Annotated in this window: 16 protein-coding genes and 1 pseudogene; 5 read left to right on the top strand and 12 right to left on the bottom strand. The window is 74.2% G+C overall.

Annotated elements, in window-relative coordinates:
- Positions 1-74 precede the first annotated feature (74 nt).
- Positions 75-6,899: pseudogene (locus Afe05nite_RS39380) on the bottom strand (beta-ketoacyl synthase N-terminal-like domain-containing protein); the annotation flags it as partial.
- A gap of 152 nt (positions 6,900-7,051) precedes the next feature.
- Between Afe05nite_RS39380 and Afe05nite_RS39375 the strand changes: the two are divergent.
- From Afe05nite_RS39375 to Afe05nite_RS39360, 4 genes are all read left to right on the top strand, one after another.
- A complete protein-coding gene (locus Afe05nite_RS39375) occupies positions 7,052-8,623 on the top strand; it encodes a restriction endonuclease fold toxin-2 domain-containing protein (protein ID WP_203822433.1) in 1,572 nt (523 codons plus the stop codon).
- A 1-nt stretch (position 8,624) separates the two neighbouring features.
- On the top strand, positions 8,625-9,017 hold the full coding sequence (locus tag Afe05nite_RS39370) for a hypothetical protein (protein WP_203822432.1): 393 nt from the start codon (positions 8,625-8,627) through the stop codon (positions 9,015-9,017).
- Between the two features lie 27 nt (positions 9,018-9,044).
- Positions 9,045-9,884 (top strand): helix-turn-helix domain-containing protein, encoded by an 840-nt coding sequence (locus Afe05nite_RS39365; protein WP_203822431.1) that lies wholly within the window; start codon positions 9,045-9,047, stop codon positions 9,882-9,884.
- 64 nt (positions 9,885-9,948) lie between these two features.
- Positions 9,949-10,527 (top strand): dihydrofolate reductase family protein, encoded by a 579-nt coding sequence (locus Afe05nite_RS39360; RefSeq protein WP_203822430.1) that lies wholly within the window; start codon positions 9,949-9,951, stop codon positions 10,525-10,527.
- A gap of 22 nt (positions 10,528-10,549) precedes the next feature.
- Here Afe05nite_RS39360 and Afe05nite_RS39355 read toward each other — a convergent pair whose 3' ends face one another.
- The gene (locus tag Afe05nite_RS39355) at positions 10,550-13,819 is read right to left on the bottom strand and encodes a TIR domain-containing protein (protein WP_203822429.1); all 3,270 of its coding nucleotides are present in this window, start codon (positions 13,817-13,819) and stop codon (positions 10,550-10,552) included.
- 129 nt (positions 13,820-13,948) lie between these two features.
- On the opposite strand from Afe05nite_RS39355, the gene Afe05nite_RS39350 reads away from it, so the two are divergent.
- On the top strand, positions 13,949-14,419 hold the full coding sequence (locus Afe05nite_RS39350; protein ID WP_239118553.1) for a hypothetical protein: 471 nt from the start codon (positions 13,949-13,951) through the stop codon (positions 14,417-14,419).
- Positions 14,420-14,445: 26 nt separating this feature from the next.
- Here the strand turns inward: Afe05nite_RS39350 and Afe05nite_RS39345 are convergent, their stop codons facing one another.
- The 10 genes from Afe05nite_RS39345 to Afe05nite_RS39300 form a co-directional block, all read right to left on the bottom strand.
- On the bottom strand, positions 14,446-17,370 hold the full coding sequence (locus tag Afe05nite_RS39345; RefSeq protein WP_203822427.1) for an AfsR/SARP family transcriptional regulator: 2,925 nt from the start codon (positions 17,368-17,370) through the stop codon (positions 14,446-14,448).
- Between the two features lie 287 nt (positions 17,371-17,657).
- Positions 17,658-18,638 (bottom strand): DUF808 domain-containing protein, encoded by a 981-nt coding sequence (locus Afe05nite_RS39340; protein WP_203822426.1) that lies wholly within the window; start codon positions 18,636-18,638, stop codon positions 17,658-17,660.
- 3 nt (positions 18,639-18,641) lie between these two features.
- Positions 18,642-18,974, bottom strand: a complete 333-nt coding sequence (locus Afe05nite_RS39335) for a DUF3817 domain-containing protein (protein ID WP_203822425.1) — start codon at positions 18,972-18,974, stop codon at positions 18,642-18,644.
- A 115-nt stretch (positions 18,975-19,089) separates the two neighbouring features.
- Positions 19,090-20,553 carry a GGDEF domain-containing protein gene (locus Afe05nite_RS39330; RefSeq protein WP_203822424.1) on the bottom strand — a complete coding sequence of 488 codons (1,464 nt, stop codon included), beginning with the start codon at positions 20,551-20,553 and terminating at the stop codon, positions 19,090-19,092.
- 9 nt (positions 20,554-20,562) lie between these two features.
- On the bottom strand, positions 20,563-21,738 hold the full coding sequence (locus Afe05nite_RS39325; RefSeq protein WP_203822423.1) for an FIST signal transduction protein: 1,176 nt from the start codon (positions 21,736-21,738) through the stop codon (positions 20,563-20,565).
- 70 nt (positions 21,739-21,808) lie between these two features.
- Entirely contained in the window at positions 21,809-22,387 is a 579-nt protein-coding gene (locus Afe05nite_RS39320) for a TetR/AcrR family transcriptional regulator (protein ID WP_203822422.1), read from the bottom strand.
- Positions 22,380-23,213: an alpha/beta fold hydrolase gene (locus Afe05nite_RS39315; protein WP_203822421.1), complete on the bottom strand. Its 834-nt coding sequence runs from the start codon at positions 23,211-23,213 to the stop codon at positions 22,380-22,382. Before Afe05nite_RS39315 ends, Afe05nite_RS39320 begins: the two co-directional genes overlap by 8 nt.
- Before the next feature lie 116 nt (positions 23,214-23,329).
- Positions 23,330-24,340, bottom strand: a complete 1,011-nt coding sequence (locus Afe05nite_RS39310; protein WP_203822420.1) for a hypothetical protein — start codon at positions 24,338-24,340, stop codon at positions 23,330-23,332.
- The gene (locus Afe05nite_RS39305; RefSeq protein WP_239118552.1) at positions 24,327-24,686 is read right to left on the bottom strand and encodes a PadR family transcriptional regulator; all 360 of its coding nucleotides are present in this window, start codon (positions 24,684-24,686) and stop codon (positions 24,327-24,329) included. Before Afe05nite_RS39305 ends, Afe05nite_RS39310 begins: the two co-directional genes overlap by 14 nt.
- Before the next feature lie 109 nt (positions 24,687-24,795).
- Positions 24,796-25,059, bottom strand: coding sequence for a hypothetical protein (locus Afe05nite_RS39300; protein WP_203822419.1), 264 nt, complete (start codon positions 25,057-25,059; stop codon positions 24,796-24,798).
- Positions 25,060-25,122: the final 63 nt, after the last annotated feature.

The raw sequence follows: 25,122 nt of genomic DNA, 5'->3' as shown, positions 1-25,122 counted from the left end.
CTTCGCAGGTCCCCGGTTGCGACCCAGGAGCAGACGGCGGCGGCGGTGCTTCGCGCATGCACGTTGAGCATGCTGAAATGATCGCCCGGCACCTCCACCCGGGTGTGCGGGACCGAGCGCGCTGCCCGCCACGTCGCGGGCAGGCCGGGCAGCGGTTCGGCCGCGGTGACCAGCAGACTCGGCGTGGCGATCGGCTCCGGACGCCAATGGTGCAGCAGGCGCACGTAGGTGCCGGCGGCCAGCATCAGGGTCCGCTCGGCGTCCGGGTCGAGGCGGGTGCGCATCCTGGTCAGACCGGTCGCCACCAGGGCGGCGCGCAGGTGGTCGTGCTCGCGGTCGTTCTCGTAGGTGTCCAGCAGCACCAGACCGGCGGCCGGGTCGCCCGCCCGCTCCAGGTGGTCGGCCACCAGATGGGCCAGGTGACCCCCGCTGGACCGGCCCACCAGCACGAACGCCCGGCCGCCGGCGGCCTCGGCGACCCGGCCGGCAAGGACCTCGGTGAGTTGCGCCAGCGATTCCGGCCGGGCCGGGAGCGAGGCGAAACCGGGCAACGGTACGACGGTGACCGCCGCCCCGGCCGCCCGCGCGAACGCCTGGAACTCCAGGTGCGGGAACGGCCCGTAGGACGGCAGGCACACCAGCACCGGCCCGTCGTCCGACCCGGCCAGCGGCACCGGATCCGGCGCCCGGCCCCCGGTTGCGCCCAGGTCCGCCGCCGACACACTGATCAACAGGTTCAACGCCAGCTCCGGGCGCCCGCCGGCGAGGATCGAGTGGAACAGCGCCGGAACCGCGGCGGCCGCCTCCCCGCCGGACCCGCCTGGCACGGTGGACCGGGCAGGCACAGCAGGCACAGCGGCCGCGGCGGCCGGGGGCGAGGGCTGGGCGTGCTGGGAGGCGATCCAGCGGGCCAGCGCGGCCGGGGTCGGGTGGTCGAAGACGACGGTGGCCGGCATGGCGATCCCGGTCGCGGCGACGAGGCGGGTGCGCAGCTGGATCGACGCGACCGAGTCGAGGCCCTGGTCGGTGAAGGCGGCGGTGAGGTCGACCAGGCCGGCGTCCGGATAGCCGAGCTCGCCGGCCACCTCGGTGCGGATCAGGCCCTCGGCGGCGCCGATCAGCTCGTCGCCGGTGAGGCCGGCGAGCAGGGCCGGGGCGGCCTCGGGGCGGGCCGGGGCGGCGGACCGCGGACCGGTTGCCGGGCTGGGCACGGCCGGCAGCGGCGCGATCACCGGTTCGCCGCTGCGCAGGGCGGCGTCGAAGGCCGCCGTCACCTCCGGGGCGGTCAGCGGGCGCAGCCGGGACCGGCTGGTCACCGGCATGCCACCGGCGAGGTCGAGCGGCCCCCAGGCGATCGACAGCGCCGGCTGACCGGCCTCGTGCCGGCGGCGGGCCAGGTCGTCGAGGAACGAGTTGCCGGCCGCGTAGGGGCCCTGACCCGGGTTCCCGAGCAGGCCCGACGCCGACGAGAACAGGACGAACGCCGCCAGGTCGCCGGTCAGCTCGTGCAGGTGCCAGGCGGCGTCGACCTTCGGCCGCAGCACGTCGTCGACGCGGTCGCGGGTGAGCCCCTCGATGGTGCCGTCGCTGAGCACCCCGGCGGCGTGCACGACCGCGGTGACCGGCGGGTCCGCCTTCTCCAGCAGCTCGGCGACGTCGGGGCGGTGCGCCGTGTCGGCGGCCCGGATGGTGACGGCGGCGCCCAGGTCGGCGCGCAATCGCGACGCCCGCGGTGACCTCTCGCCCTGACGGCTGACGAGCAGGAGATGCTTGATCCCGTACGCGGTGACGAGGTGCCGCGCGAGCACTCCGGCCAGCGCGCCGGTGCCGCCGGTGAGCAGCACGGTTCCCGAACCGAACGACACGTCGTCCCGGCCGGCCGCGGCCCGCACCAGGCGGGGCACCCCGAGCACGCCCCGGCGCACGCCGGCCTCGGGTTCGGCGGCGGCCACCCGCACGGCGCCGGGCAGGGCGCGCACCGACTCGGCGGTGCCGTCGTGGGCGACCAGCCCGACCAGGCCCGGGTATTCGGCGGCGGCGACCCGCACCAGTCCGGCCACCGCCGCCGAGCGGGTGGTGACGACGAGCCGGCCCGGGCCGCCGAGCCGTTCGCGCAGCCGTTGGACGGCGTGCCACACCTGGTCGCGTACGTCCTCGGGGCCGGCCGGTTCGGGGAAGTCGAGCTCGAGCACAGCCGGCGTTTCGCCGCCGGCCGGCACCGGGACCGGCGCCAGGGACGGCGCGAACTGGGGGCGCGGCACCGGGCGCAAGGTCAGCGACTCGATCTCCAGCAGCGGCCGGCCGTCCTCGCCGGCCATCGCCACCGCGATCCGGTCGGGCCGGTCCGGGTCCCGGGTGACCCGCACCCGGGCGCGGGCGGCGTCGGCTCCCCAGCGGCGTACGCCGGTGAAGACGAACGGCATCCGCGGCTCCCGCCCGGCCCCGTCGAACAGGCGCGCCGGATGCAAAGCGGCGTCGGTCAGCGCGGCGTGCAGATCGGTGCCCGCGCTGCCGGCCGGTACGGGCAGCCGCAGCTCGGCGTACATCGTGTCGCCGGCCCGCCACGCCGCCGTCACCCCGCGGAAGGCCGGCCCGTAGTCGTCGCCCGCGTAGAGCTCGCCGAGGTCGGCCGCCGGCGCGCCCGGGGGCGGCCAGGTGCGCGCCCACGGCCACGGCTCGGGTTCGCCGGCGTCGGGCCCGAAGGTGCCGGTCGCGTGCCTGGTCCAGGCGCCGTCGCGGCCGGCCTGGATCTCGATGCCGTCGCCGACGAGCACCCGCACCTCGACCGGTTCGTCGTCGGGCAGCTCCAGGGGGCGCTCGACGACCAGCTCGGTGAGCGTCGGGAAGCCGGCCTCCCGGGCGGCCGTGACCGCCAGCTCGGCCAGCAACGTGCCCGGCACCAGTGGCGTGCCACCGACCGCGTGGTCACGCAGCCACGGATGGTCGCGCAGCGACAACCGGCCGGTGGACCGGATGTGCGGCGCGCGCACCGTGTCGGCCAGCCAGAAGCGCCGGCGCTGGAACGCGTAGGTGGGCAGCGCCGCCGCCAGCCGGGGGTCGGGCCGGCCCAGCACGGCGGTCCGGTCCAGGTCGACGCCGGCCGCCCAGAGCCGGGCCGCGGTGTCCTCGGACATCGCCACCGTCCGGCCGGGCACCAGGTGCGCCAGCGTCGGGCGCGGCCCCAGCTCGACGGTGACGCCGGTCAGCCCGGCCACCGCGTCGGCGAACCGCACCGGCTCGCGGATCTGGCGCACCCAGTAGCCGGCGTCGCCGAGGCCGGCCGGCCGGCCGGTGAGCGTCGAGACGATCGGGATCGCCGGTGCCTGGTAGGTGACCGAGCGGGCCACCTCGGCGAAGTCGGCGAGCACCGGCTCCATCCGTACGGAATGGAACGCGTGACTGACCCGCAGCGCCGTCACCCGGTGGCCGCGCTCGCGCAGCGTCGCGGCGATCCGCGCGACGGCGTCCTCGTCGCCGGAGAGGGTGACCGACCGGGGCCCGTTCACCGCGGCGAGGCCGGCGCGCTCGCCCAGCAGGGGCCGCACGTCCGCTTCGGCGGCGTCGACCGCGACCATGGCCCCGCCGGGCGGCAGTGCTCCCATCAACCGGGCCCGCGCCCCGACCAGGCGGACCGCGTCGTCGAGCGAGAGGATCCCGGCCACGTGGGCGGCGGCCAGCTCGCCGACGGAGTGCCCGACGAGAACGTCGGGCCGTACGCCCCAGGAGCGCAGCAGCCGGAACGCCGCCACCCCGAACGCGAACAGCATCGGTTGCGCGTGTTCGGTCCGGTCGGGATCCGCATCCGCCGGCATCGGGTCGAACTTGCCCAGCACCTCGTCGTAGGCGTCCCGGAACAGCGGATGCGACAACAGTTCCCGCATGCCCGGCCGTTGCGCGCCCTGGCCGGGGAAGAGGAAGGCGACCCGCCCGGCCGGCCGGCCGTCACCGACCACCACGCCCGGGTGCGCCGCACCGGCCGCGAGCGCCGCCAGCCCGTCGACCCAGCCGTCCCGGCCGCCGGTCACCGCGGCCCGGCGACGCTGCGCCGCGCGGGTCCCGAGCGCGGCGGCGGAGATCGGGCCGGCGGCCGGCAGTCGCGCCGCCTGCGCGCGCAGTCCCGCCTCGTCCGCCCCCGACAGCAGCAGCGGAAGCCCGCTCTCGACGGGCCCGGACCGGTCGGGCCGAGCGGACCGGTCGGAGTCGGCGGGGGCCTCCTCGATGATCACGTGGGCGTTCGTGCCGGAGATGCCGAAGGACGAGACGGCGGCGCGCCGGGGCCGCTCGCCGGCCGGCCACGGCCGGGCGGTGGTCAGCAGGGAGACGTCGCCGGCGGTCCAGTCGACCTTGTCGGTGGGGTGGTCGGCGTGCAACGTACGCGGCATCCGGCCGTGCCGCATCGCCTCGATCATCTTGATGACGCCGGCCACCCCGGCCGCCGCCTGGGTGTGGCCGATGTTCGACTTCAGCGTGCCGAGCCACAGCGGGCGACCGGCGGGCCGGTCCCGGCCGTAGACCGCCAGCAGCGCCTGCGCCTCGATCGGGTCGCCGAGCGCGGTGCCGGTGCCGTGCGCCTCGGCCACGTCCACCTCGGCGGGTGCGAGCCGGGCGTCGGCCAGGGCGGCGCGCAACACCCGCTGCTGGGCGGGCCCGTGCGGGGCGGCCAGGCCGTTGGAGGCCCCGTCCGAGCCGACCGCCGAGCCGCGGAGCAGGCCCAGCACCGGGTGTCCGAGGCGGCGGGCGTCGGAGAGCCGTTCCAGCAGGAGCAGGCCCGCCCCCTCGGCCCAGCCGGTGCCGTCGGCCTCGGCCGAGAACGCCTTGACCCGGCCGTCCGGGGCGAGCCCGCGCAGCCGGCTGAAGCCCAGGAAGGGACCGGGCGTCGACATCACGGTCGCGCCGCCCGCGATGGCCAGTGCGCACTCGCCGGAACGCAGCGCCCGGGCCGCCCAGTGCAACGCGACCAGCGACGACGAGCAGGCGGTGTCGACCGTGACGGCCGGGCCGGTGAGCCCGAACGTGTAGGCGATCCGGCCCGACGCGACACTGCCCGCCGAGCCCAGGCCCAGGTGCGCCTCCAGTTCGGCGGACGGGTCGCCGGCCGAGTTGGCGTAGTCGCGGTACATCAGGCCGACGTACGTCCCGGTGTCGCTGCCCCGCACCGCGGCCGGGTCGATGCCGGCCCGTTCCCAGAGCTCCCAGGCGGTTTCGAGCAGCAGCCGCTGCTGCGGGTCCATCGCGAGCGCCTCGGCCGGCCCGATCCCGAACGGCGCCGGGTCGAAGCCGGTCGCGTCGTGCAGGAAGCCGCCGCTGCGGGTGTAGGAGTGCCCGGCCCGGTCGGGGTCGGGGTCGTACAGACCGGGATCCCAGCCCCGGTCGGCCGGGAAGTCGGTGATGGCGTCGGTCTCCTGGTCGACCAGGTCCCACAGGTCCTCGGGCGACCGGACGCCGCCGGGGTAACGGCAGGCCATCGCGACGATCGCGATCGGGTCGGCAGCGGCCCCGTCGGCAGCGGTCCCGTCGGCGGCGGCCCCGTCGGCGCCGGCGAGCGGCTGGTGGCGGAGCACCTTTCCGGTGTCGGTCCGCGGGATGGCGGTCACCAGGCGGATCTCGTCGGGGGCGCGGCCGGCCGACAGGCGGCTGCGGCAGGCCGCCAGCAGCGCCACCGGGTCGACCCCCGGCCCGGCCGGCACGACGTAACCGATCGCCACCTGCCCGAGCCGGTGATGCGGGCGGCCGGCGACCATCGCGTCGGCCACGCCGGGCAGGCCGAGCAGAACCTCCTCGATCTCGGCCGGGTGCACGTTCTGGCCACCGCGGATGATCAGGTCGCGGGCGCGGCCGGTGAGCACGAGCAGGTCGCCGTCGACGAGCCGGGCCAGGTCGCCGGTGTGGTACCAGCCGTCGGTGAGCACCTCGGCGGTCGCCTCGGGCTTGTTGTGGTAACCGCGCATGATGCCCGGCCCGCGCAGCCACAGCTCGCCCTCGGCGCCGGGCGGCAGCGTCGCGCCGGTGTCCGGCCGCACGATCCGCGCCTCGAACCCGGTGAGCCGCCCGACCGAGCCCTCGACCGGTACCACCCCCGGCGTCTCGAGGGCGATCGCGCCGCACGTCTCGGTGCTGCCGTAGCTGTTCACCAGCGGGACGCCGAGGGCGTCCCGCACGGAAAGTCGCATCTCGGCGGGACAGGGCGCGCCGCCGGTGACACAGACCCGCAGCGAGGGTACGCGCAGCCGCCGCTCGCCCAGGCCGGCGAGCAACCGGTGGTAGGTCGTCGGCACGCCGGTGAGGACGGTCGGCGCGGCACTGGCCAGGGCGTCGATCAGCTCGGCGTCCGACGGGTGGTCGAGGATCGTCGCCGTGGCCCCGGTGACGAGCACGCCGAGCACGCAGCGGGCGTGGCCGAGCGCATGGTGCAGCGGAAGCGGCCACAGCAGCCGGTCGTCCGGCCCGACCTCCAGGCGGGCGAGCACCCGGCCGACCGTGTCGAGCCACTGCGCCTGACTGGACAGCACCCCTTTCGGGCTGCCGGTGCTGCCGGACGTGTAGTGGATCCAGGTGTCCTCGTCGGGGCCGAGGTCGTCGCGGGCGGGACCGGTCCCGGCGGCCTCGACGGCGACGAAGCTGTCCGCGTTCACCACGAGCTTGGGGCGGCAGTCGGCGACGAACGCGGCCAGCTCCGAGGTGGACGAACGCGGGTTGACCGGCACCCCGATCGCCGCCGCCCGCACCACGCCCAGCACTGCCACGACCGCGTCGAGGCCGGCCGGCAGGCACACCAGCACCGGTTCCCCGCGCCCGACCCCGCGGGCGGCCAGGCCCGCGGCGAAACGCCGGGTGCGATCGGCCAGCTCGGCGAAGGTGAGCCGGCGGCCACCGCTCTCGTACGCGATCCGGTCCGGCCGCTCGGCGGCGTGCAGGCGGAGAAGTTCGACTATGGACGTGGGCACCCGGCCACGATGGCAGATCCGGGCAACCGGTCCGAGCGGTGACCGGAGCACCGAACCCCTGACATCTGTCACCCGTCGGGGTCGACGGGTGCCGATATCCTGCCGGGATGTTGGCCGACCCGGGGGGTGGCGGCGGCTTCGGCATGGACCGGGACGTGATGTTCCGGGCCGCCGTGGACATGGTCGCCACGAAGGACTACACGTACGCCATCGAGAGTGGACTCGCCGGCGACCTGCACGTCTCGGCGGGCATGGCGGGCGACGACAGCACCGCGCACTCGTTCGCCGCCAAGTACGAGCCGGCCGCGCGCACCATCGTCACCGGCGTCGGCAACTCGGGGCAGGCGATCGGGGTGACCGCGAGCAAACTGCTGGCCACCGCCGTCGACTTCCTGGCCGCCGATCAGCGCGCCGCCGGCCGGCTCGCCCCGCACGTCGACACCCAGGGTTTCGCCGCGCCGCCGAGCCCGGACTGCGAGCCGCAGAACGCCGCCGCCGCGCTGCCCATGGTGACCGGCAGCAAGGAGGTGCACGAGATCCCGGTCATCGGCCGGTTCTGGCCGCAGGGCAACCCCGACGACCTGCGCGCCACCGCCGATGTGTGGGCCCGGGCCGCCGACCGGATCGACGACGCCCAGCGCAACGCCGAGAAGCATGCCGCGCCGGTGCCGGTGCACTGCTCCGGGGACACGATCGCGGCGTTCAACACCTACGTCCGCCGGATCTGGGCGGCCGACCCGGCCGGCGGCACCACCGTCGACGCCGGTCAGCCGCTGATGGAGAACCTGTCCTCGGCTTGCCGCCAGATGCAGCGCATGTGCGACCAGTACGCGGACGCCATCGACGACTGCCGCACCACGCTCATCGCGATCGGGGTCGGTGCCGGCATCATCACCGTCGCCGGCGTACTCCTCACGGTCTTCACCTTCGGCGGCTCCGACGCCGCCGCGGCGGCCGGGGACGCCGCCCTGGTCGCCGAGGCGGCCGCGGCCGCCGACGCGCTCGCCGTGGCCGAGGCCGAGCTGGCCGCCGCGGCGGCTGTCGCCGAGGCCGAGGCGGTGCTCACGTCGACGCTGGCCAAGCTGGCCGCGACGGGGGCGCTCACGGTCGCGGTGGTCGGTGCGACCGCCGACAGCGCGTCGGCCCAGGGCCCGGAGTTGTCCGGCGTTCCGCTCGCGATGCCGGCCACCGTGCCGCCCCTGCCGCCGATTCCGCCGAGCGGGGTCTTCCCGCCCTACAGCGCCCAGGACCAGGCGGCGGCCGCGGCCTGGGCGGCCGGTCTGCCGACCCGGGACCCCAATTACGGTACGCCCGACGACCGCGCCTACCAGGTGCGCGTCGCCGGTCAGCCGGAGCGGCGGGTCTACGGCGCCGACGGCTCGTCGCAGTGGGCCGACGGCTACCGCTCGACCGACGGTGCGCTGGTCGACGCGAAGCACGTCCGCGATCCGTCCTGCACCCCCCGCACCCTGCAGGGCCTGGCCGAGGAGCAGTTCGCGACGAAGTTCACCGTGGTCAAGGACGAGAAGGAGGTCCGCGACTACGGTTCGGCGATCGCCAACCCGGCCAACCACGCCCAGTACCTGGAGATCGACACGGACGACGAGGTGACGCTGAGCTACTGGCAGTTCCTCACCGCCGGCAACGACGTGCCGAGCGACGTCCGGTACGTTCCGTAGCATGGACGACGGCCTCTTCCTCGGCGCCCCGCCCGGGCACGCGTGGCCTCTGCCGGCCACGACGTTGCGGACCAGGCTGCGCGAGCGCTACCCCGACGCCCCGCTGCGCCTCACCGAGTCCCGGGTCACCTCGGCGATGGCCCTGGACTTCGAGATCCCCCTGGCCGACGGCGACACCCACGGCGGCAGCTATTCCGAGACCGGTGTGCTGGCCCTGAGCGACGGCTCCGCCGAGCTGTGGGCCGACACCATGCTGTGGTTCCTCGCCCTGCTTCCGCCGGCCGCCCCGGTCTTCGCCATGCGCGAGGACAACCCGACGCCCACCCCCCTGCCGCCGGAGTCGCGCACCGACGCGGCCGCCCTGACCCGCTTCTTCGCCGGCTTGCGGCCCTAGCGCGCCCCGACCGGTCATGCTGGGCGCGTGGAATACCTGTCCAGAGCGCCGCGACCGCCGCTGGCCGGGCTGATCGACGACCTCTACTACCTGGCCGGCGCACCGCCGTACGCCCGGCTGACGCTGCCGGCGAGTCCGGCGGCGTTGCTCATCGTCAACCTCGGGCCGCCGTTTCGCATCCGCACCGGCACCGACCGGGCGCCGGTCGACTACGCCGACGGTTGCGTCGTCACCGTGCCCACCGAGGCGTGGGAGTTCGGCTACCCACCCGGGACCCGGTCCGTCGGCGTGCATTTCAAGCCGTGGGGGCCGGCGCCGTTCCTGCCGATGCCCGCGGCCGAGCTGTGTGACCGGCCGGTGCCGGTGGAGCAGGTCTGGGGCCGGCCCGCCGTCGCCGCCCTGCGGGACCGGCTGGCCTCGGCGGGCGCACCGCACGAGATGCTGACGCTGCTCGAGGACGAACTGATCCGGCGGCTGCGCGAGACCGCCGGCCTGGGGCTGGTCCGCCGGATGAGCGGCCTCATCGCGGCGACCGGCGGTGCGGTGCCGATCGGCGACCTGAGTGCGGCGGCCGGCGTCAGCAGCACTCACCTGGCGCGGCGGTTCAAGGAGCTCATCGGCGTCACGCCGAAGCGGCTGGCCCGCACCCACCGCTTCACCACCGCCGTGTTGACCATCGACCCGGCCGGCCCGGTCGACTGGGGCGGCCTCGCCGGCGCCGCGGGCTACTTCGACCAGGCCCACTTCGGTCACGACTTCCGGGCGTTCACCGGGCTCACCCCGACCCGCTACGTCGAGGTCCGGCAGCGGTTCCGGCGGGAGCATCCGGGCCACGTGATGGACGGCTGGCCGCTGCCGGCCGATTGATTTCTTACAAGAGAACCGCCTCGCACCACGCTAATTTGGGGCCACCCGATTCGGAGGAGAGCTCGTGGGCAAGGTGGTCATGTACAGCTCGGTGTCGGTGGACGGCTTCGTCGCCGACGAGAACGATCAGCCCGGACCGCTGTTCGACTGGTTGACCGGCGGTGACGTCCCGCTGGACGACAGCGGGGTGCTGAAGGTCTCGCAGACGTCCTACGACTACACCCGGGCGTACTGGGACCAGATCGGGGTGACCGTCGTCGGCCGCCACGTCTTCGACCTGACCGACGGCTGGGACGGCAAGCCGCCGGGCGCGATCGACCACGTGGTCGTCGTGACCCATCGGCCGCCACCCGAGGGCTGGGACCCCGGGGCGCCGTTCCACTTCGTCGACGGCGTCGAGGCGGCCGTGGCCAAGGCCCGCGAGCTCGCCGGCGACCGTACGGTCGAGGTCGCCGCCGGTGACGTCGGTGGCCAGGTGCTTGCCGCGGGCCTGGTCGACGAGGTGCGGATGGACGTCGTGCCGGTGGTGTTCGGGTCCGGCAAGCGCTACTTCGGGTCGGTCGACGCGCAGCACCTGCTGGCCGACCCGGACGTGGTGGCCGGCACCCGGGTGCTTCACCTGCGTTATCCGGTGCGCCGCTGACCGGTGCCGGGGTGCCGCCCGGTCAGCAGGTCTTCCGGTAACCGAGGTCCGGGACGTAGCGGGCCCATTCGTCCTTGGTCAGTCCGCGACCGGTGACGGTGCAGGCGAACTTGCCCGGGTCGGCCCGCAGGGCGTTCAGGTTCTTGACGCTCCACAGCGTCACCGTCGCGGACGAGGTGTTCGGCTGGATGGTGACCGCCATCGTGTCGCCGTCGGGCCGGAACGCCGACCCGATCACCGGGTAGATGGAGTTGGTCCGGGTCCGGGACAGCAGGACCGGCCCGTCGGGGACGGTGGTGTCCCACAGGATGGACTCGCCCTGCGCGTCACCGGTCACCAGAGTGCGGCCGTCGGCGCTGAATGCCACCGCATTCACCGAGCTCGCCTGGCCGAGCATCGTGCCGAGGCGGAGCGGGCGGGCCGGATCGGCGACGTTCCACATCACCACCTTGCTGTCCGAGTCACCGCTGGCCAGGTAACGCCCACCGGGGCGGAAGGCGAGCGCGTTCGCCGGGCCGCTGAGACCGGCGATGGTGGCCAGCCGGGCGGGGGCGGCCCGGTTGGCCACGTTCCACAGCGTGATGGTGCTGTCGCTGCCGGTGGTGGCCAGCGTGCGCCCGTCCGGGCTGAACGCCGCCCGCATGTTGAACGCGGCCCCGGTCAGCCTGGCGAGCAGCGTGGGCCGGGCGCGGTCGGCCAAGTCCCACAGCATCAGCGTGCTGTTGTCGGCGAACACCGCGAGCGTCCGAGCGTCCGGGCTGAACTGCAGCCCGCCCCCGTTCGGCAGGGTGGCCAGCGTCGTCGCCCGGCCCGCCCCCCGGGTGTCGGACACCGTGAGCGCACCGTCGGCGGTGGCGATGGTCGCCACCACGCTGTTGTCCGCGCTGAACGCCACCGCGCCGACCGCCGCGCCGCGCAGCGTCAGGTCGTCGCCGCGCACCGGCCGGGCCGGGTCGGTGGTGTTCCACATGCTCGCCTTGCCACCCGACCGGGCGACCAGCAGGGAGCGGCCGTCCGGGCGGAAGGCGGTGGCCCGCGCCTTGCCGTCCGGGACGGTGAGGGTGGCGAGCGAGTCCGGGGCGCCGGGCGGCCGTACGTTCCAGATGGTCGTCGTGCCCGAGTCGTCGCCGGTGATCAGCATCTTGCCGGTCGGATCGAAGGACACCGTGCGGATCGGGCCGCGGGCCTGCATGGTGTTGGCCGCCGCGGGATGCAGCAGGTTCCACACCTTCGCCGTGCCGTTGCTGTCGGCGGCGGCCACCATGGTTCCGTCCGGGCTGAACGCCACCGAGCGGATGCCGTCGCCCAGGCCGTTGAAGGTGTCGTACGGCGCGTAGTCCGGCTCGAGGGTCGGCACCGGACCCGGCGGCGTGCGCACCACGGTGCTCGTGGGAGTGGGGGCGGTGGTCGTCGGCGGAGGCGCGGTGGCCACGGGGGCCCGCATGAGGTCGGCCTCGGTCCAGGGGACCGTCGCGGTCGCGTCGTAGAGGCTCACCGAGGCGCCGGCACCCGCGACGGCCAGGAGCGTCCCGTCCCGGGTGAACGTCATCGCCCCACCGGGGTAGCCCATCACCACCGGCGCGTTGACCGGGAAGTACGGATCGGACACGTCGATGTGCGAGGTGTAGATCTGCTGGACCACGATGAGCAGCCCCCGCGAGCTGACCGCCATCTCGTCGACCCGGTGGTTGGGGAAGGCCCGCTTGGTGCTGATCTGTTCGGGGTGCATCCGGTCGGTGATGTCGTACAGATCGATGTTGCCGCCCCAGTCGGCGGTGATGTATGTGGCCCCGTCCGGGGTGAAGGCGGTGGCGGTGACGGTGTCCTCGTCGGGCAGCACCGCGATGCGGGACGGGTGCGACCGGTCCGCGATGTTCCACAGGACCGCCAGGTCGTCGGTGTTGATGAAGGCCACGGTCCGCCCGTCCGGGCTGAACGCCGGGGTGTCGGCGGTCTTGTCGCCGAGCACGGCGAGCCGGAACGGCTTGCGCGGGTCGGCCACGTCCCACAGCTGCACGAGGCCGTCGCCGCCGACCCCGGCCAGGAGGCCGGCCGGCCCGGCCACCGTACGGCCCAGGCCGTCGATCGAGCCGACGAAGCTGGTCGCGGTGAGCAGGCCGGACAGCTGGCCGCGAGTGGTCGCGTCCGGGTTGATCGTCTGCGCCGCCGCCCCGAGCATCAGGGCGGTCCTCGGGTCGTCGGCCACCGTCGTCCCGGCCTGATTGATCAGTCGCCGGCTGACCGCGATGCGCAGCTGCTTGTCGGCCTGCGCGGCGGCCTCCTTGGCGATCCGCTGCTTGTCGGCCGCGACGGCCGCCAGCCGGTCGGCCTCCTTCTGCGCCGACCGCGCCCGCTCGGCCGCCTCCCGGGCCAGCTGCTGCTGTTCCTGCTTGCGCTCGGTGGCCTGGTCGGCCAGCTTGCGCTGGCGTTTCGCGTCGGCCGCCGCCTGGTCGGCGAGCGCCTGCTGGGCCTGCGCCTGCCGCTCGGCCTGTTTGGCGTCGGCCGCCGCCCGGGTCGCGCGGTCCTGCTGCTGCCGGGCCAGTTGCTGCTGGACGCGGGCGTCCTCGGCCGAGCGTTTGGCGCTGTCCCGCTGCTCGTTGGCCACCTGGGTCTGGCGCAGGGCCTCGGCCGCCGCCGTCTTGGCCCGGTCGGCGTTGCGTACCGCCGACAATCCGGTCAAGGACGCGATCAGGGCGAGTACGACCAGTGTGGCCACCGCGCCGGACCGCAGCCGCTTGGCCCGGCGGTGCTGGCGGACGTCCTCACCCTCGAGCTCGTCCTTGCTCAGTCCGTGCATCGGGGCCGCGAGCTGCGCGATCGCGTCGCGGAACCGGGAGTGGTGCAGGCTCAGGTGCTCGCTGCCGCGGGCCCAGCGCAGGTCGAGGAAGAACGGCTCCTCGGTGAACACCCCACGCAGCGCGGCCGGCACCGCCGTCGAATTCTCGGCGAAGTCGCCGCGTTCGGCGTCCCACGCCCATTCGCCGTCGGTCACCACCGGCAGGATGCGCTCCGCCGTCTTGGTGGCGATCCAGTGCTCGATCTCCCGGTTGACCCACGGCGAGCCGGCCGCCTCCGGCGAGGCCATCAGCACGAAGTACTGGGAGCCGTCGAGGGCGGTCTGGATGGACGACCACAGCCCCGGCGTCACCGCCAGACCGGTCTGGTCCCGGAAGATCCACAGCGCGCGACGTCGATGCCAGGGCTTGCCCAGACGGTGCAGACCACGCTGCACGGCGGGCGCGAGCCGACCGTCGGCAGCATGACTGTACGAAATGAACCCATCGAAGGTCATTGAGTTCCCCCGCTAGACGGCACGTACTGCGACCACAGATTGTGCATGCCTCCGGCTCACACGCAAAGGCGAGAGATCGTATCGTCTCCGGGCATCGTCACCTTGACGAGCCCGGGTACGGAGGTCGATGTGCGGTTCGGTGTCACAGGTCATCGGGTTCTGCCGCCGCGCATCGCCGATCGCGCGGTCCGGCACTGGGACCGGGTGCTGCCCAGCGCGGGCCTGCACGGGGTGTCGAGCCTCGCCGACGGCGCCGACCAACTGTTCGCCAGCCACGTGCTGGCGGCCGGTGGCACCCTGGAGGCGATCGTGCCCTGCGAGGGCTACGCCGGCTCGCTGCTGGCCGACGAGAGCCGGTCCCGGTTCGAGGACCTGCGCCGCGCCGCCCGGAAAGTGACCACGCTGCCCTATCCGGAGCCCAGCGACCAGGCCTACCTCGCCGCCGGCCACGCCCTCGTGGACAGTTGCGACCACCTCTTCGCGGTGTGGGACGGCCTCCCGGCCCGGGGCCTGGGCGGAACCGCCGACGTGGTGAGCTACGCCCGCAAGCAGGGCCGCCCGATCACCGTGCTGTGGATCAGCGGAGTCACCCGCCCCTGATCACCGCCCCTAATCACCGGCCCCGCTCACCAGCCCGCCGCGGCCGGGACCGCCAGGTCGGCGAACAGCCGCCGGGCGTGGTCCGCACCCAGGCCGTCATGCGCGCGGGCCTGCTCGTAACGGTCGCCGATCTCCCCCGCCAGAATCAGCGCCTGCTCATGCTGGGCGCGCGCCCCGGCCCCGTCGCCGGCGGCCCCCAGCACCTCGCCGAGATCGTTGAGCGCCTCCGCCTCACTGGCCCGGTCCCCGATCCGGCGCAGCAGCACCAGGGCGCGGCGCAGCAGATCCGCCGCCTCGGCCAGCCGGTGGTCCCGGGCGTACACCGCGGCGAGATCGGTCAGCACGTAGGCCTCGGCGGTGCGGTCCCCGGCCTGGCGCACGGCGGCCAGGCTGTGTTCCAGGTGATCGGCGGCCGCCGCGAGATCCGCCGGCTTCTGCGAGAGCCGGGCGAGCAGCGAGATGACGTACGCCTCACTGAACCGGTCCCCCAGCCCCGTGTAGAGCTCCAGCGCCGACCGGAGCCGCGCCGCCGCCTGCGCCTCGTCGCCGAGCCGGGCGTCCACCAGGCCGAGCCGCACCGACGCGTCGGCCTGCCCGCTGTCGTCGCCGAGCTGCCGGTAGTGCTCCTCGGCCCGGCGGTAGTGCTCGGCCGCCCGCCGATAGTCCCCCAACCGCCAGTGCACGCTGCCGAGGTTGCGCAGCGCCACCGCCTCGGCGGCACGTTCGCCCAGGTCGGCGTAAAGATCCAGGGCCTGGCGGTAGGTCCGGGCCGCTTCGTCCAGCCGGCCCTGCCGACGGTGCAACCGGCCCAGATCGGACAGTGCGCGAGCCTGCGCCGGCCGGTCGCCCAGGGCCACCGCGGCCGCCACGGCCGCGGCGGTGACGGTGGCCGCCTCGGCCACCGGGCCGCCCGCGTCGAGATAGCGGAACAGCGTGCCGGCCAGCTCCACGGCCAGTCGATGCCAGCCGTGCGCGGCCCCGTACGTGCAGGTCGCGGCCAGGTTGGGCCGTTCCGCCTCGATCCAGTTCCGGGCCGCCTCCGGATCGCCGGCGGCCGGTTCCCGGTCCGGGTAGAGGATGTTCATCGCCGCCACCGACCCGGCCAGGTAGTGCTCGAACAGGCGGGTCAGCGCGGCCCGGCGCGCCGGTTCGGGATCGTGCTCGGCGGCGAGTTCCGCGGCGTACGCCCGCAGTAGATCGTGCATGCCGTAGCGGCCGCCCCGGCCCGCCTGCACCAGGCTGGCCCGCACCAGCACGCCCAGCAGCCGCCGGGCCTCGCCGGCGCCGCTGCCGGTCAGCGCGGCCACCGCGTCGACGTGCACACTGTCGCCCGGATGCAGGCCGAGCAGCCGGAACATCCGCGCCGCGTCGGCCGGCAGGTTCTGGTAGGACCAGCTGAACACCGCCCGGACCTCGGCCCGCGGGTCGCCCGCGTCGAGCAGGTCGAGCCGCAGCCGGTGGTCACCCAGCTCCTCGACCAGCTCGGCGAGGGTGACGTCGGTGCGGGCGGCGGCCAGCTCGGCGGCGATCCGCAGCGCCAGCGGCAACCGGGCGCAGGCCGCGGCCAGGTCCGCGGCGACCGCCGGTTCGCGGGCGACCCGGCCGCCGATCAGCCGGCCGAGCAGCGCCACCGCGTCGCCGAGCGGCAGCAGATCCAGGTTGACCCGCTCCGCACCGTGGATCGCCACCATGCCGGGCAGCGAGTCGCGGCTGGTGATCAGCACCAGGCAGGAGCCGGTGCCGGGCAGCAGCGGCCGCACCTGCTCCACCGAGGACGCGTTGTCGAGCAGCACCAGCATGCGGCGGCCGGTCAGCTCGGAGCGGTAGCGGCCGGCCCGTTCCTCGACGCCGGGCGGGATCGCCGAGCCGGACACGCCCAGCGCGCTCAGGAAGCCGGCGAGCGCGTCACCGACCGCGACCGGCTGTTCCGAGTCGTAGCCGCGCAGGTTGACGTACAACTGGCCGTCCGGGAACGCGTCGCGGACCCGGTGCGCCCAGCGGATCGCGAGGGCGGACTTGCCGACCCCGGCCGTACCGGAAAGAAGCACGACGGTCAGTGGGGGCTCGTCGCCGTCCGGCGCCAGCGAACGGTCGAGGGCGGCGAGCTCCCCCGTACGGCCGGTGAACGCGCGCACGTCGGCGGGCAGTTGGGCGGGCACGTTCGCCCGCGCCGGCACCGGCACGGTGACCGGCGGCGACGGCACCGCCACGTCGAGGGCCGGGTCGGCGGCGAGGATACGCTCGTGCAGTCGGCGCAGCCCGGCGCCGGGGTCGCTGCCCAGCTCGTCGGCGAGGCTGCGGCGGATCCGGCGGTACTGCTCGTCGGCGTCGGCCTGCCGCCCGCACCGGTAGAGGGCGAGCATCAGCTGCTCGGCCAGCCGCTCGTCGAGCGGGTGCCCGGCCACCGCGGCGGACAGCGCGGGCAGCAACTCGCTGTGCCGGCCGAGCCGCAGCAGCGTGTCGTTGTGGTCGAGTTCGGCGGCGAACCGCTCGTCCAGCAGGGACTGCCGCATCGCGGACAGCCAGGGAGTCTCCAGGCCGGCGAACGGATCGCCCCGCCACAGGGCAAGGGCCCGCGTGCTGTGTTCGGCGGCGGCCCGATCGGGCTCGGTGGAGCGCGCCTGCGTGACAAGCTTGCGAAAGCGGTGCAGATCCACCGAAAGCGGATCGGCGGTCAGCACATAGCCGCCCGGCCGGCGCTCGATCCCGACCTCGGTCGCCCCCGCCACGGCCCGGCGCAGCCGGGACAGGTAGCTGTAGAGCGCGGCGGTGGCCCGCTGCGGCGCGTCCTCGCCCCAGACCCGGTCGACCAGCTGGTCCACCGTGACCGGCCGCCCCGCCTCCACGAGCAACACGGCAAGCACACTGCTCTGCCGGGCATGTCCGAGATCGACCGCTTTTCCGGCGACCTTCGCTTCCACCGCGCCGAGCACACCGAACTCCGCCGTCAACGGACCTCCGTCCTCACCAGGACATTCAAGATTTCTACAAGGACCGGGCCAAGTCTTGCATGCTTCGCGCAAGGTCCAGCCGTGAGTATTGGTCGCGTTGCAGGGAAAGGCTCGCCCTTCGGTCCGGTTACGCGGAGCGTACGGGGGAATCGGAACGTCGAAGTGAGACTTGGACGACGGGCGGCCTCCCCTGCACCTGGACCACGGCGGACCACGGGGGATACCGCCGTCGATGGGCTGCCCCGCCCTGCCCCGGGTGGGGCAGCCCGTTTCTTTTCCGGCCCGGGTCAGGTGCTCCGCTCGGGGGTGTCCGGGCGGTCGGCGGGAGCGGCCGGCTCGGCGTGCGGTTCGGCGGACCGGCGGTGCAGGGTCAGGGTGATGATCAGCACCAGCAGGGCGCCCACCAGCAGACCCAGGATGGCGCTCGCGATCGTGTTGACCAGCCAGCCGACCAGGCCGCCGAGCGGGCCGGTGGCGTCATGGGCGGCTTCCTCGGCGTGGTGCACGGCCTCGTAGAGCAGGTGCAGGCCGAGCTCGTCGGTGCCGACGAGCAGGATGTGGCCACCCACCCACAGCATCGCGGCGGTGCCGATCACGGTCAGTGCGGTCAACACCATCGGCATCGCCTTGACCAGGCCGCGGCCGAGGCCGGCGATGGCTCCGGAGCGCTGCTCGGCCAGGCGCAGGCCGGCGTCGTCCATCTTGACGATCAGGGCGACGGCGCCGTAGACGACCACGGTCATGATCAGCGCGACCACTGCCAGGATCGCCAGCCGGGCGAAGAACGGCTGGTCGATCACCTCGTTGAGGGTGATCACCATGATCTCGGCGGACAGGATCAGGTCGGTCCGGACCGCCCCGGAGACCAGGGACTTCTCGTCCTTGGCGGCCTCCTCGCCGGGAGCCTCGTGGTGGGCGATCTTCGCCCAGACCTTCTCGGCGCCCTCGAAGCAGAGGTAGGCGCCGCCGACCATCAGGATCGGGGTGAGCATCCACTCGACGAACTGGCTGAGCACCAGGATCACCGGCAGGATGATCAGGAACTTGTTGCGCAGCGAGCCGAGGGCGATCTTCCGGATGATCGGCAGCTCGCGCTTGGCGGCCAGGCCGCGTACGTACTGCGGGGTGACGGCGGCGTCGTCGATCACGACACCGGCCGCCTTGGTGCTCGCCTTGGCGGCGGCCGCACCGATGTCGTCGATGGACGCCGCCGCGGCGCGGGCCAGCACCGCGACGTCGTCCAGCAGGGCTACCAGTCCGCCGGCCATCGGTCAGGCCTCCACGGACGACGTGGCCGCGGACGCTCCTTCGAGAACCGGGCGGCGGCGGGCCACCCAGCGCTCGAAGAGCACGGTGAACAGCGGCGGGATCGACGCCAGCAGTCCCACCGCGGTGCGCGGCAGCGACCAGCGCTCGACCCGGGCCACCCAGAGCGTCGCCACCAGGTAGGCGACGAACAGCGCACCGTGCAGCCGGCCGAACAACCAGACCCCGGCCTCGGTGGTCTCCGGAATGTACTTCAGGTACATGCCGATCAGGAGTCCGGTCCAGGAGAGCGCCTCGGCTACGGCGGTGATCCGGAAGAGGCGGTACGGCGGCGGCATGCTGCTCCTCGAAGGTGGCTAGACGTTCTTCGAGACAGGGTAATCGGCCCGGCCGCGGGACCGGTCAAGTCGTCAGCGACCGCCCAGCCGGCCGTTACCGGGCGGCCGTCAACGCTCAGCCGGGCACGGACCGTACCGCCGGGTCGAGCATCGACGGCTCGAACTCCCGGTAGGTGCCCGGCATCGACTTCTTCGCCCGATACATCGCCAGGTCGGCTTCCTCGATCAGGCCGTCGGCGGTGTGCCCGTGATCGTTGTAGGCGATGCCGACGCTGGCCCGAGTGACGACGGTGCGGCCGCCGATGTCGAACGGCGTCGCGATCGCCTCGAGCAGCCGCTGGGCGATCACCCCCGCCTCGTGCCGGCCGGCCAGTGGTTCGAGGACGATCGCGAACTCGTCGCCGCCCAGCCGGGCCGCCATGTCCGAGGCGCGGACCACCCCGGTGAGCCGCTCCGCGACCCGGCGCAGCAACTCGTCCCCGGCGGCGTGCCCGAGGGTGTCGTTCACCTGCTTGAACAGGTCGAGATCGAGGTAGAGCAGGGCCGCCGACCCGGGTCGGGGCGCAGCCGCGAGCATCTGGTGGACGCGCTGCAGGAACAGCGACCGGGTCGGCAGCCGGGTCAGCGGATCGTGGTGGGCGGCGTGCACGGCGGCGCGGGTCGAGGCGCCGGTGAGCGCCAGGCTGGCCTGCTCCCCGAATGCCGCCAGCACGTCCCGCCGCTCATCGTTGCCCGCGTCCGCACGCCCGCCCTCAGCGCGGAGACCTTCCTCGGCGGCGGTGTGGTCGGCCAGCACGAAGGCGCCGGCCACGTCGTCGCCGATGTGCACCGGTACGGCACTGAGCCGGCCCTCGGTGACCGGCCGGTTCGCCACCACGGCCGCTCGGCCCACCTCGACCAGGATGTCCTGATCGACCGGTGGGCCGCTGAGGGAGGCGACGGTGAGCGCCGCCGGGTCGCCCGACTCGCGGAGCACGAGGGCGGCGGTGACGTCGTCCAGCAGCATCCGGGCGCCACCGGTGATGGCGTCGAGCGCCTCGCCGAGCGGCGGATGCTGGTTGGCCGCCCGCTGCACCCGCAGCAGCGTCTCGAGCAGCCGTTCCCGCCAGGCGAGCGCCTGCACCAGCTTGAGCCGGGCGTCGGCCTCCTGCTCCCGTTCGCGGCGCAGGCGCCGTTCGTTCTCGAGGGTCCGCAGCCCGCGCAGCGCGAGCCCGAGCACCCGGGCCATGCCCTGCAGCATCTGGCGTTCCTCGGCGATGAACGGCTCGTCCGCGCGGGCGACGATCAGCCGGGCGCCGGTGTCGCGGTCCATGGCCAGCATGGCGAGGTGCATCGGCCCGATGCCGGGCAGCGTCGTGACGTCGGCCCCGCCGCGCAGGCCGACGAAGACCGCCGGATCGGGAGCACGGCCCAGCCCGACCGAGGCGACCACCTCGGCGTCGCAGACCACCGCGGCGACCTCGGCGTCGGTCGCCTCGGTCGTCCGCTGCACGGCGATGCGGGCGGCGACGGCGACGTCGTCGGCCCGGGTGATGGCACTGAAGAACTCGGTGAGCTGAAGCAGGGACCAACCGGCCATCGTCGTCGATCAGAGCACCGCGAGGGCGGCGACGGTCAGGTGGTGCATGCCCTTCGCCTGGGGCCGGCGGACGATCTCGCCGTTGGTGTAGAAGCCGCTGAACGGGACCGGGCCGAGGATCTCTCGCAGCCGATCGACGGACTGTCCGGTGCGTTCCCCCAGGGCCAGTGTGCGCACGCAGCAGTCGAAGACCAGCATGCCGAGCGGGCGCTCGCCGCCGATCTCCTCGAGCGCCGCCGAGGCGGCCACCGCCGTCGCGGCCACGATCGCGTCCGGATCGGCCTCCATGAACCACACCAGGGCGCCCTCCGGGGTGTCGGCGAGCCCGGAGATCGACCGGTCCTCGGCGTCCGCCGCGAAGATGATCCGGATGTCCTCGCCGGTGCGCCGGGCCAGGCCGAGCGGGCGGACCGCGGCGTACATCAGGAACGCCCCGGCGTCGGCGAGCACCTCGGGCGGGCAGCCGGTGCGTTGCGCGTACACGTCCAGGGCGGGCTCGCCGTCAAGCTCGAAGATCTTGCCGCCTTCACTGTGGGTGACCGCCATCGGCTCGCCGACCCGGTGCCAGCCGTGTGCGATGCCGATGCCGAGCGGCTTGGTCGAGCCGATCGCGGCGCCCAGCACGGCGTTCGGCAGCACCTGGACGTCGCCGCCGGAACTGAAGAAGTGCCAGGTGCCGGTCTGCGTCATGGCGTCGCCGGCACAGCCACCGATCAACGGCACCGCGGCGCCGGCGGTGGCGTAGGCGCCCCGCACCATCTCCTGCTGGTCGGTGCTTCGCCCGTCGCCGAGCAGCAGGACCGTACGGTGCTCGGCGTCGATGTCGTCGAGGCAGGACGCGGCGGTCACACCGGCCTCGTACAGCCCGGTGCTGCCCTGCGGCACCGCCCGTACCGCGGCCGAGAAACCGGCCCCGCCGAGCGCGTTGACCACCACGCCGGCGCCGACCCCGGCCGCGCTGAACTCGCCGGACGTCGAACAGCCGACCATCAGCACGGAACCGCCGGCTGCGGCGTGCACGGCCGCGGCCATCGCCGGCGTCGAGTGCGACGGCGAGGCGAAGACGATCAACAGGGTGGCCGGCCGGCCGTCGAGCGCGGCCCGGCAGGCCTCCGCCCCGGCCTCGGCCGGATCAGCGAGCACACTGCGCCCGACCCCGAACCAACGCTGCTCGTGCCCGTCCATCACCGCTCCCTGGCCGACTCATCTGCCCCATCGGCAGGAAGTCGCGCGACCTGAACGAACGGGACGTCGGTTATGCGACGTCGTCGGGGGCGCTGTGGGCCAGGCCGGCGATCAGGGTGTCGACGAGGAAGTGGTAACTGCGGGTGACGTCCTGGGGCAGGCCGAACCCACCGGCGCTCTCCAGGGTGGCGAAGCCGTGCAGGGACGAGCGCAGGACCCGGGCGGCGTCGATCGCCCGGGTGCCGCTCAGCTCGAACCCGGCCAGGACGTCGTACATCAGTTGTAAGGCGTCGCCGCTCACCTGGTGGCCCTCCGCGTCGCCGGCCTCGGGGGCCCGGACCGTCGCGGCGTAGCGGCCCGGGTGGTCGAGGGCCCAGCGACGGTACCGGTCGGCGAAGGCGCGCACCGCCTCCGGCCCGGACTTACCGACCGCGGCGCGGGCCAGCACCTCGGCGAACTCGCGGCGGGCCTGGTTGGCGATGGCGTGGCGGAGGGCGTCCAGGGAGTCGACGTGTTTGTAGAGCGACGGCGTGCGCACGCCGACCCGTTCGGCCAGCAGGCCCATCGTCAGGTTGCCGAAACCGATCTCGTCGGCCAGGTCGGCGCCGGCCGTGACGAGGCCGGCGGCGTCGAGTCCGGCCCTAGGCACGGGCGTCGGACCGGACGAAGCTGAGGATCAGGTCGACCACCTCGTCCGGGTACTGAGCGTGCGGGTAATGGCCGGCGCCCTCGATCACCTCGAGGCGGGCCTGGCCGGGAGCCAGCTTCGCGACGATCGCCTCGCCCTCGGCGCGCGGGTCGGCCCAGTCCGGGTCGAGCGAGCCCTCGATGATCAGAACCGGGCAGCGCACGTTGCCCAGCTGGGCCTCGGCGTCGGCCGGGGTGGTCTTGGTCATCCCCTGCAGCGCCGCCTGCCGGCCGGGCTCGCGCAACATGGCGTCGACGGCGGCCAGGTGCGCGGTCCAGTCGGCGGGCCGGCGGCCCGGGTAGGCCAGCTCGAGGTAGCTCCGCCAGGACGCCAGGCTGCCGCGCAGCATCACCCCGGACATCTTCAGCATGCCCTTGCGATAGCTCGCGACCCGCAGGTCACCCAGCTTGAACGACTGCTTGAGGGTGAACGGGGCCAGCTCGACGAGGCCGGTGATCAGGTCGGGCGCCTGGGCGGCGGCGATGGTGGCGGCGCCGCCGGAGATCGAGTGGCCGACGAGCACGGCCGGACCCCCGAGGTGGCGGATCACCGCGATCAGGTCACCCGCGATATCGGTACGGGTGTACGACGGCCACACCGCACTCGACTCACCGGCGCCCCGCAGGTCGACCGTCGCCACCCGGTAGCCGGCCGCCGCGAGCCGGGGTGCCACGAACCGATAGGCGTCGCGGGCGTTGCCCATGCCCGGCGCCAGCACGACGAGCGGGCCGGTGCCGGTCACTTCGTAAGCGATGGTGCCGCCGTCGACGGTCAGAAGTTCGGTCATCACGTGCCTCCCAGCAGTTGGCTAATTCCGTTAGCTAAAAGCTAATCGCATTAGCCAAATTCGTCAAGTGGCTCGCCCGGCGATGTCGGCCCGGTCACGCCCGGACGACGCCCGCCCTACCGGATCGAGCGCACCAGCATCCAGAGGGCGCCCACCGTCGCGGGAAGGGCCACCGACCAGGCCGCCCACGACGGCCCGCCGTCCAGCCAGCCGAGGAAGGCCCCGCCGCAGATCAGCACTCCGAGGACGGCGCCCAGGAGCCGGGCCGGGCGGGTGCGGTGGAACGGCTCCTTGCGGACCGGTTCGTGCCGGGAGACCTCGAGCGCGTAGTCCTCGACCGGACCGAACTCCTCCTGCGGCGTACGCCCCGAGTCGGCCAGATGCGTGCCGGCCTCGCGAGCCAGTTCCACGGCGCGTTCCGGGGCGAGGTCGTAGCGGCCGATCAGCAGCCCGGTCAGGCGGGTCAGCCACGCCTCGGCGCCGACCGGCCGGGCCGTCCGCGGGGTGGGCGGCACGTGCGGGGCCGACTCGGCCGGCTTCTTCGGGCCGCGGGTCAACAGGTAGAGGCCGACCAGGGCGAGGGCGACGATCGCGAGGGCCGGCACCGGGAAGAGGTGCTCGTGCGGGAGTCCCGCGAAGGCCGCCACCGCGCCCGCACCGAGGAGCCCGGCGGCGAGGTAGCTGAACTTCGTCAGTCCGGGCCGACCGGCCGCGCGCAGCGCCCGGGGCCCGCTGCCGACCGCGAACAGGGCCAGGACCAGCAGCGCCGTGCCGGTGAGCGCCGCCGCCGTCGCCGGGAAAGACCAGGTCTTCTCCTTGACCGCGAAGAACAGCGGGAGCACGACCGCGGCCAGCGACAGCACGAACAGCTCACCGGTCAGCTGGTCGATCGCGGTCAGACCGTCCCGGCCGACCTTCTCCAACAGCTCCGGCGGCTGGTCGGCGGCCGTGGTCGCGGCGAACTCCCGCGGGTCGCCGAACGCCTCGTAGGGCGACTCGCCGGTGTACTCGCAGTGCGCGCGGACGTCCGCGATGATCGGGTTCGCGGCGTGATATCCCATGCCCTGGTCGCCGAGGGCGATTCGGGCTTTCAGTTCCCACGCCTCGAACGGTTCAGTCTCGACCATCAGGAGCCCCCTTCGCCGACACGGTGAGCATGCGATCGAACGCCGTGGCGAAAGCCCGCCACTGGACGCGCTCGGCGGCGAGGCGACCGCGGCCCGCGGGGGTGATCGCGTAGACCTTCCGCCCCGGGCCGCCCTCCCCCGGCTGCCAGTCGGCGGCCACCGCCCCGGCCGCCTCGAGCCGGCCGAGCACGGGATAGAGCGCGCCCCCTTTGACCTGGCCGACCTCGTGCTCGGCGAGGCGCTGAGCCAGCGCGTAGCCGTGCCGGTCGCCCTCCGACAGGACGGCCAGGACGGCGAGCTCCAGTGCCCCGCGCAGCCATCCCCCGGCCGGATCAGGCTCCACCACGGCGCACCTCCTCACATTCCCGGCTAGTCCAAGGAATGTACTAGTCTGAATTCAGACTAGCAGCCGACGCAAGTCCGTCGGTCTCGCCGTCGCCGGACCCACGTACCGCTCAGCGGCCGGCCAGCAGCCGCGCCTCGTCCGCCGGGGACAACGGCTCCTGACCGCCGGCCGCGTGGTCGGTCCAGCCGCCCGGGGCCAGGTCGAACCGGCGGCCGGCCGAGGGTTCGGTCACCGAGCACGGTTTCCACGTCGGGGTACCACTGCGGGGCGGTCCGGCCCGGTTGCCGAGAGTGACCTCGGCGCCGATGGCCAAGGCGTGGTCGACGACGGCGCGACCCACGAAACGGGTGCCGCCGAGTACCAGCAGATGCATGGTGGAGACGTCCGATCGACAGGCCGGCAGGCCCTCGCCGGGCTAATTTGATCATCAGAAGCG

The organism is Paractinoplanes ferrugineus (assembly GCF_016862195.1).
GTDB lineage: Bacteria > Actinomycetota > Actinomycetes > Mycobacteriales > Micromonosporaceae > Actinoplanes > Actinoplanes ferrugineus.
Note: the sequence above shows the minus strand (reverse complement) of the source record. Positions and strands in the feature narration are given on the sequence as shown.

Coding starts and splice junctions, on each gene's coding strand:
- Afe05nite_RS39375 (WP_203822433.1), top strand. CDS start 7,052: ATGTTGGCCGACCCGGGGGGTGGCGGCGGCTTCGGCATGGACCGGGAC.
- Afe05nite_RS39370 (WP_203822432.1), top strand. CDS start 8,625: ATGGACGACGGCCTCTTCCTCGGCGCCCCGCCCGGGCACGCGTGGCCT.
- Afe05nite_RS39355 (WP_203822429.1), bottom strand. CDS start 13,819: ATGACCTTCGATGGGTTCATTTCGTACAGTCATGCTGCCGACGGTCGG.
- Afe05nite_RS39340 (WP_203822426.1), bottom strand. CDS start 18,638: ATGGCCGGCGGACTGGTAGCCCTGCTGGACGACGTCGCGGTGCTGGCC.
- Afe05nite_RS39335 (WP_203822425.1), bottom strand. CDS start 18,974: ATGCCGCCGCCGTACCGCCTCTTCCGGATCACCGCCGTAGCCGAGGCG.
- Afe05nite_RS39330 (WP_203822424.1), bottom strand. CDS start 20,553: ATGGCCGGTTGGTCCCTGCTTCAGCTCACCGAGTTCTTCAGTGCCATC.
- Afe05nite_RS39325 (WP_203822423.1), bottom strand. CDS start 21,738: ATGGACGGGCACGAGCAGCGTTGGTTCGGGGTCGGGCGCAGTGTGCTC.
- Afe05nite_RS39315 (WP_203822421.1), bottom strand. CDS start 23,213: ATGACCGAACTTCTGACCGTCGACGGCGGCACCATCGCTTACGAAGTG.
- Afe05nite_RS39310 (WP_203822420.1), bottom strand. CDS start 24,340: ATGGTCGAGACTGAACCGTTCGAGGCGTGGGAACTGAAAGCCCGAATC.
- Afe05nite_RS39300 (WP_203822419.1), bottom strand. CDS start 25,059: ATGCATCTGCTGGTACTCGGCGGCACCCGTTTCGTGGGTCGCGCCGTC.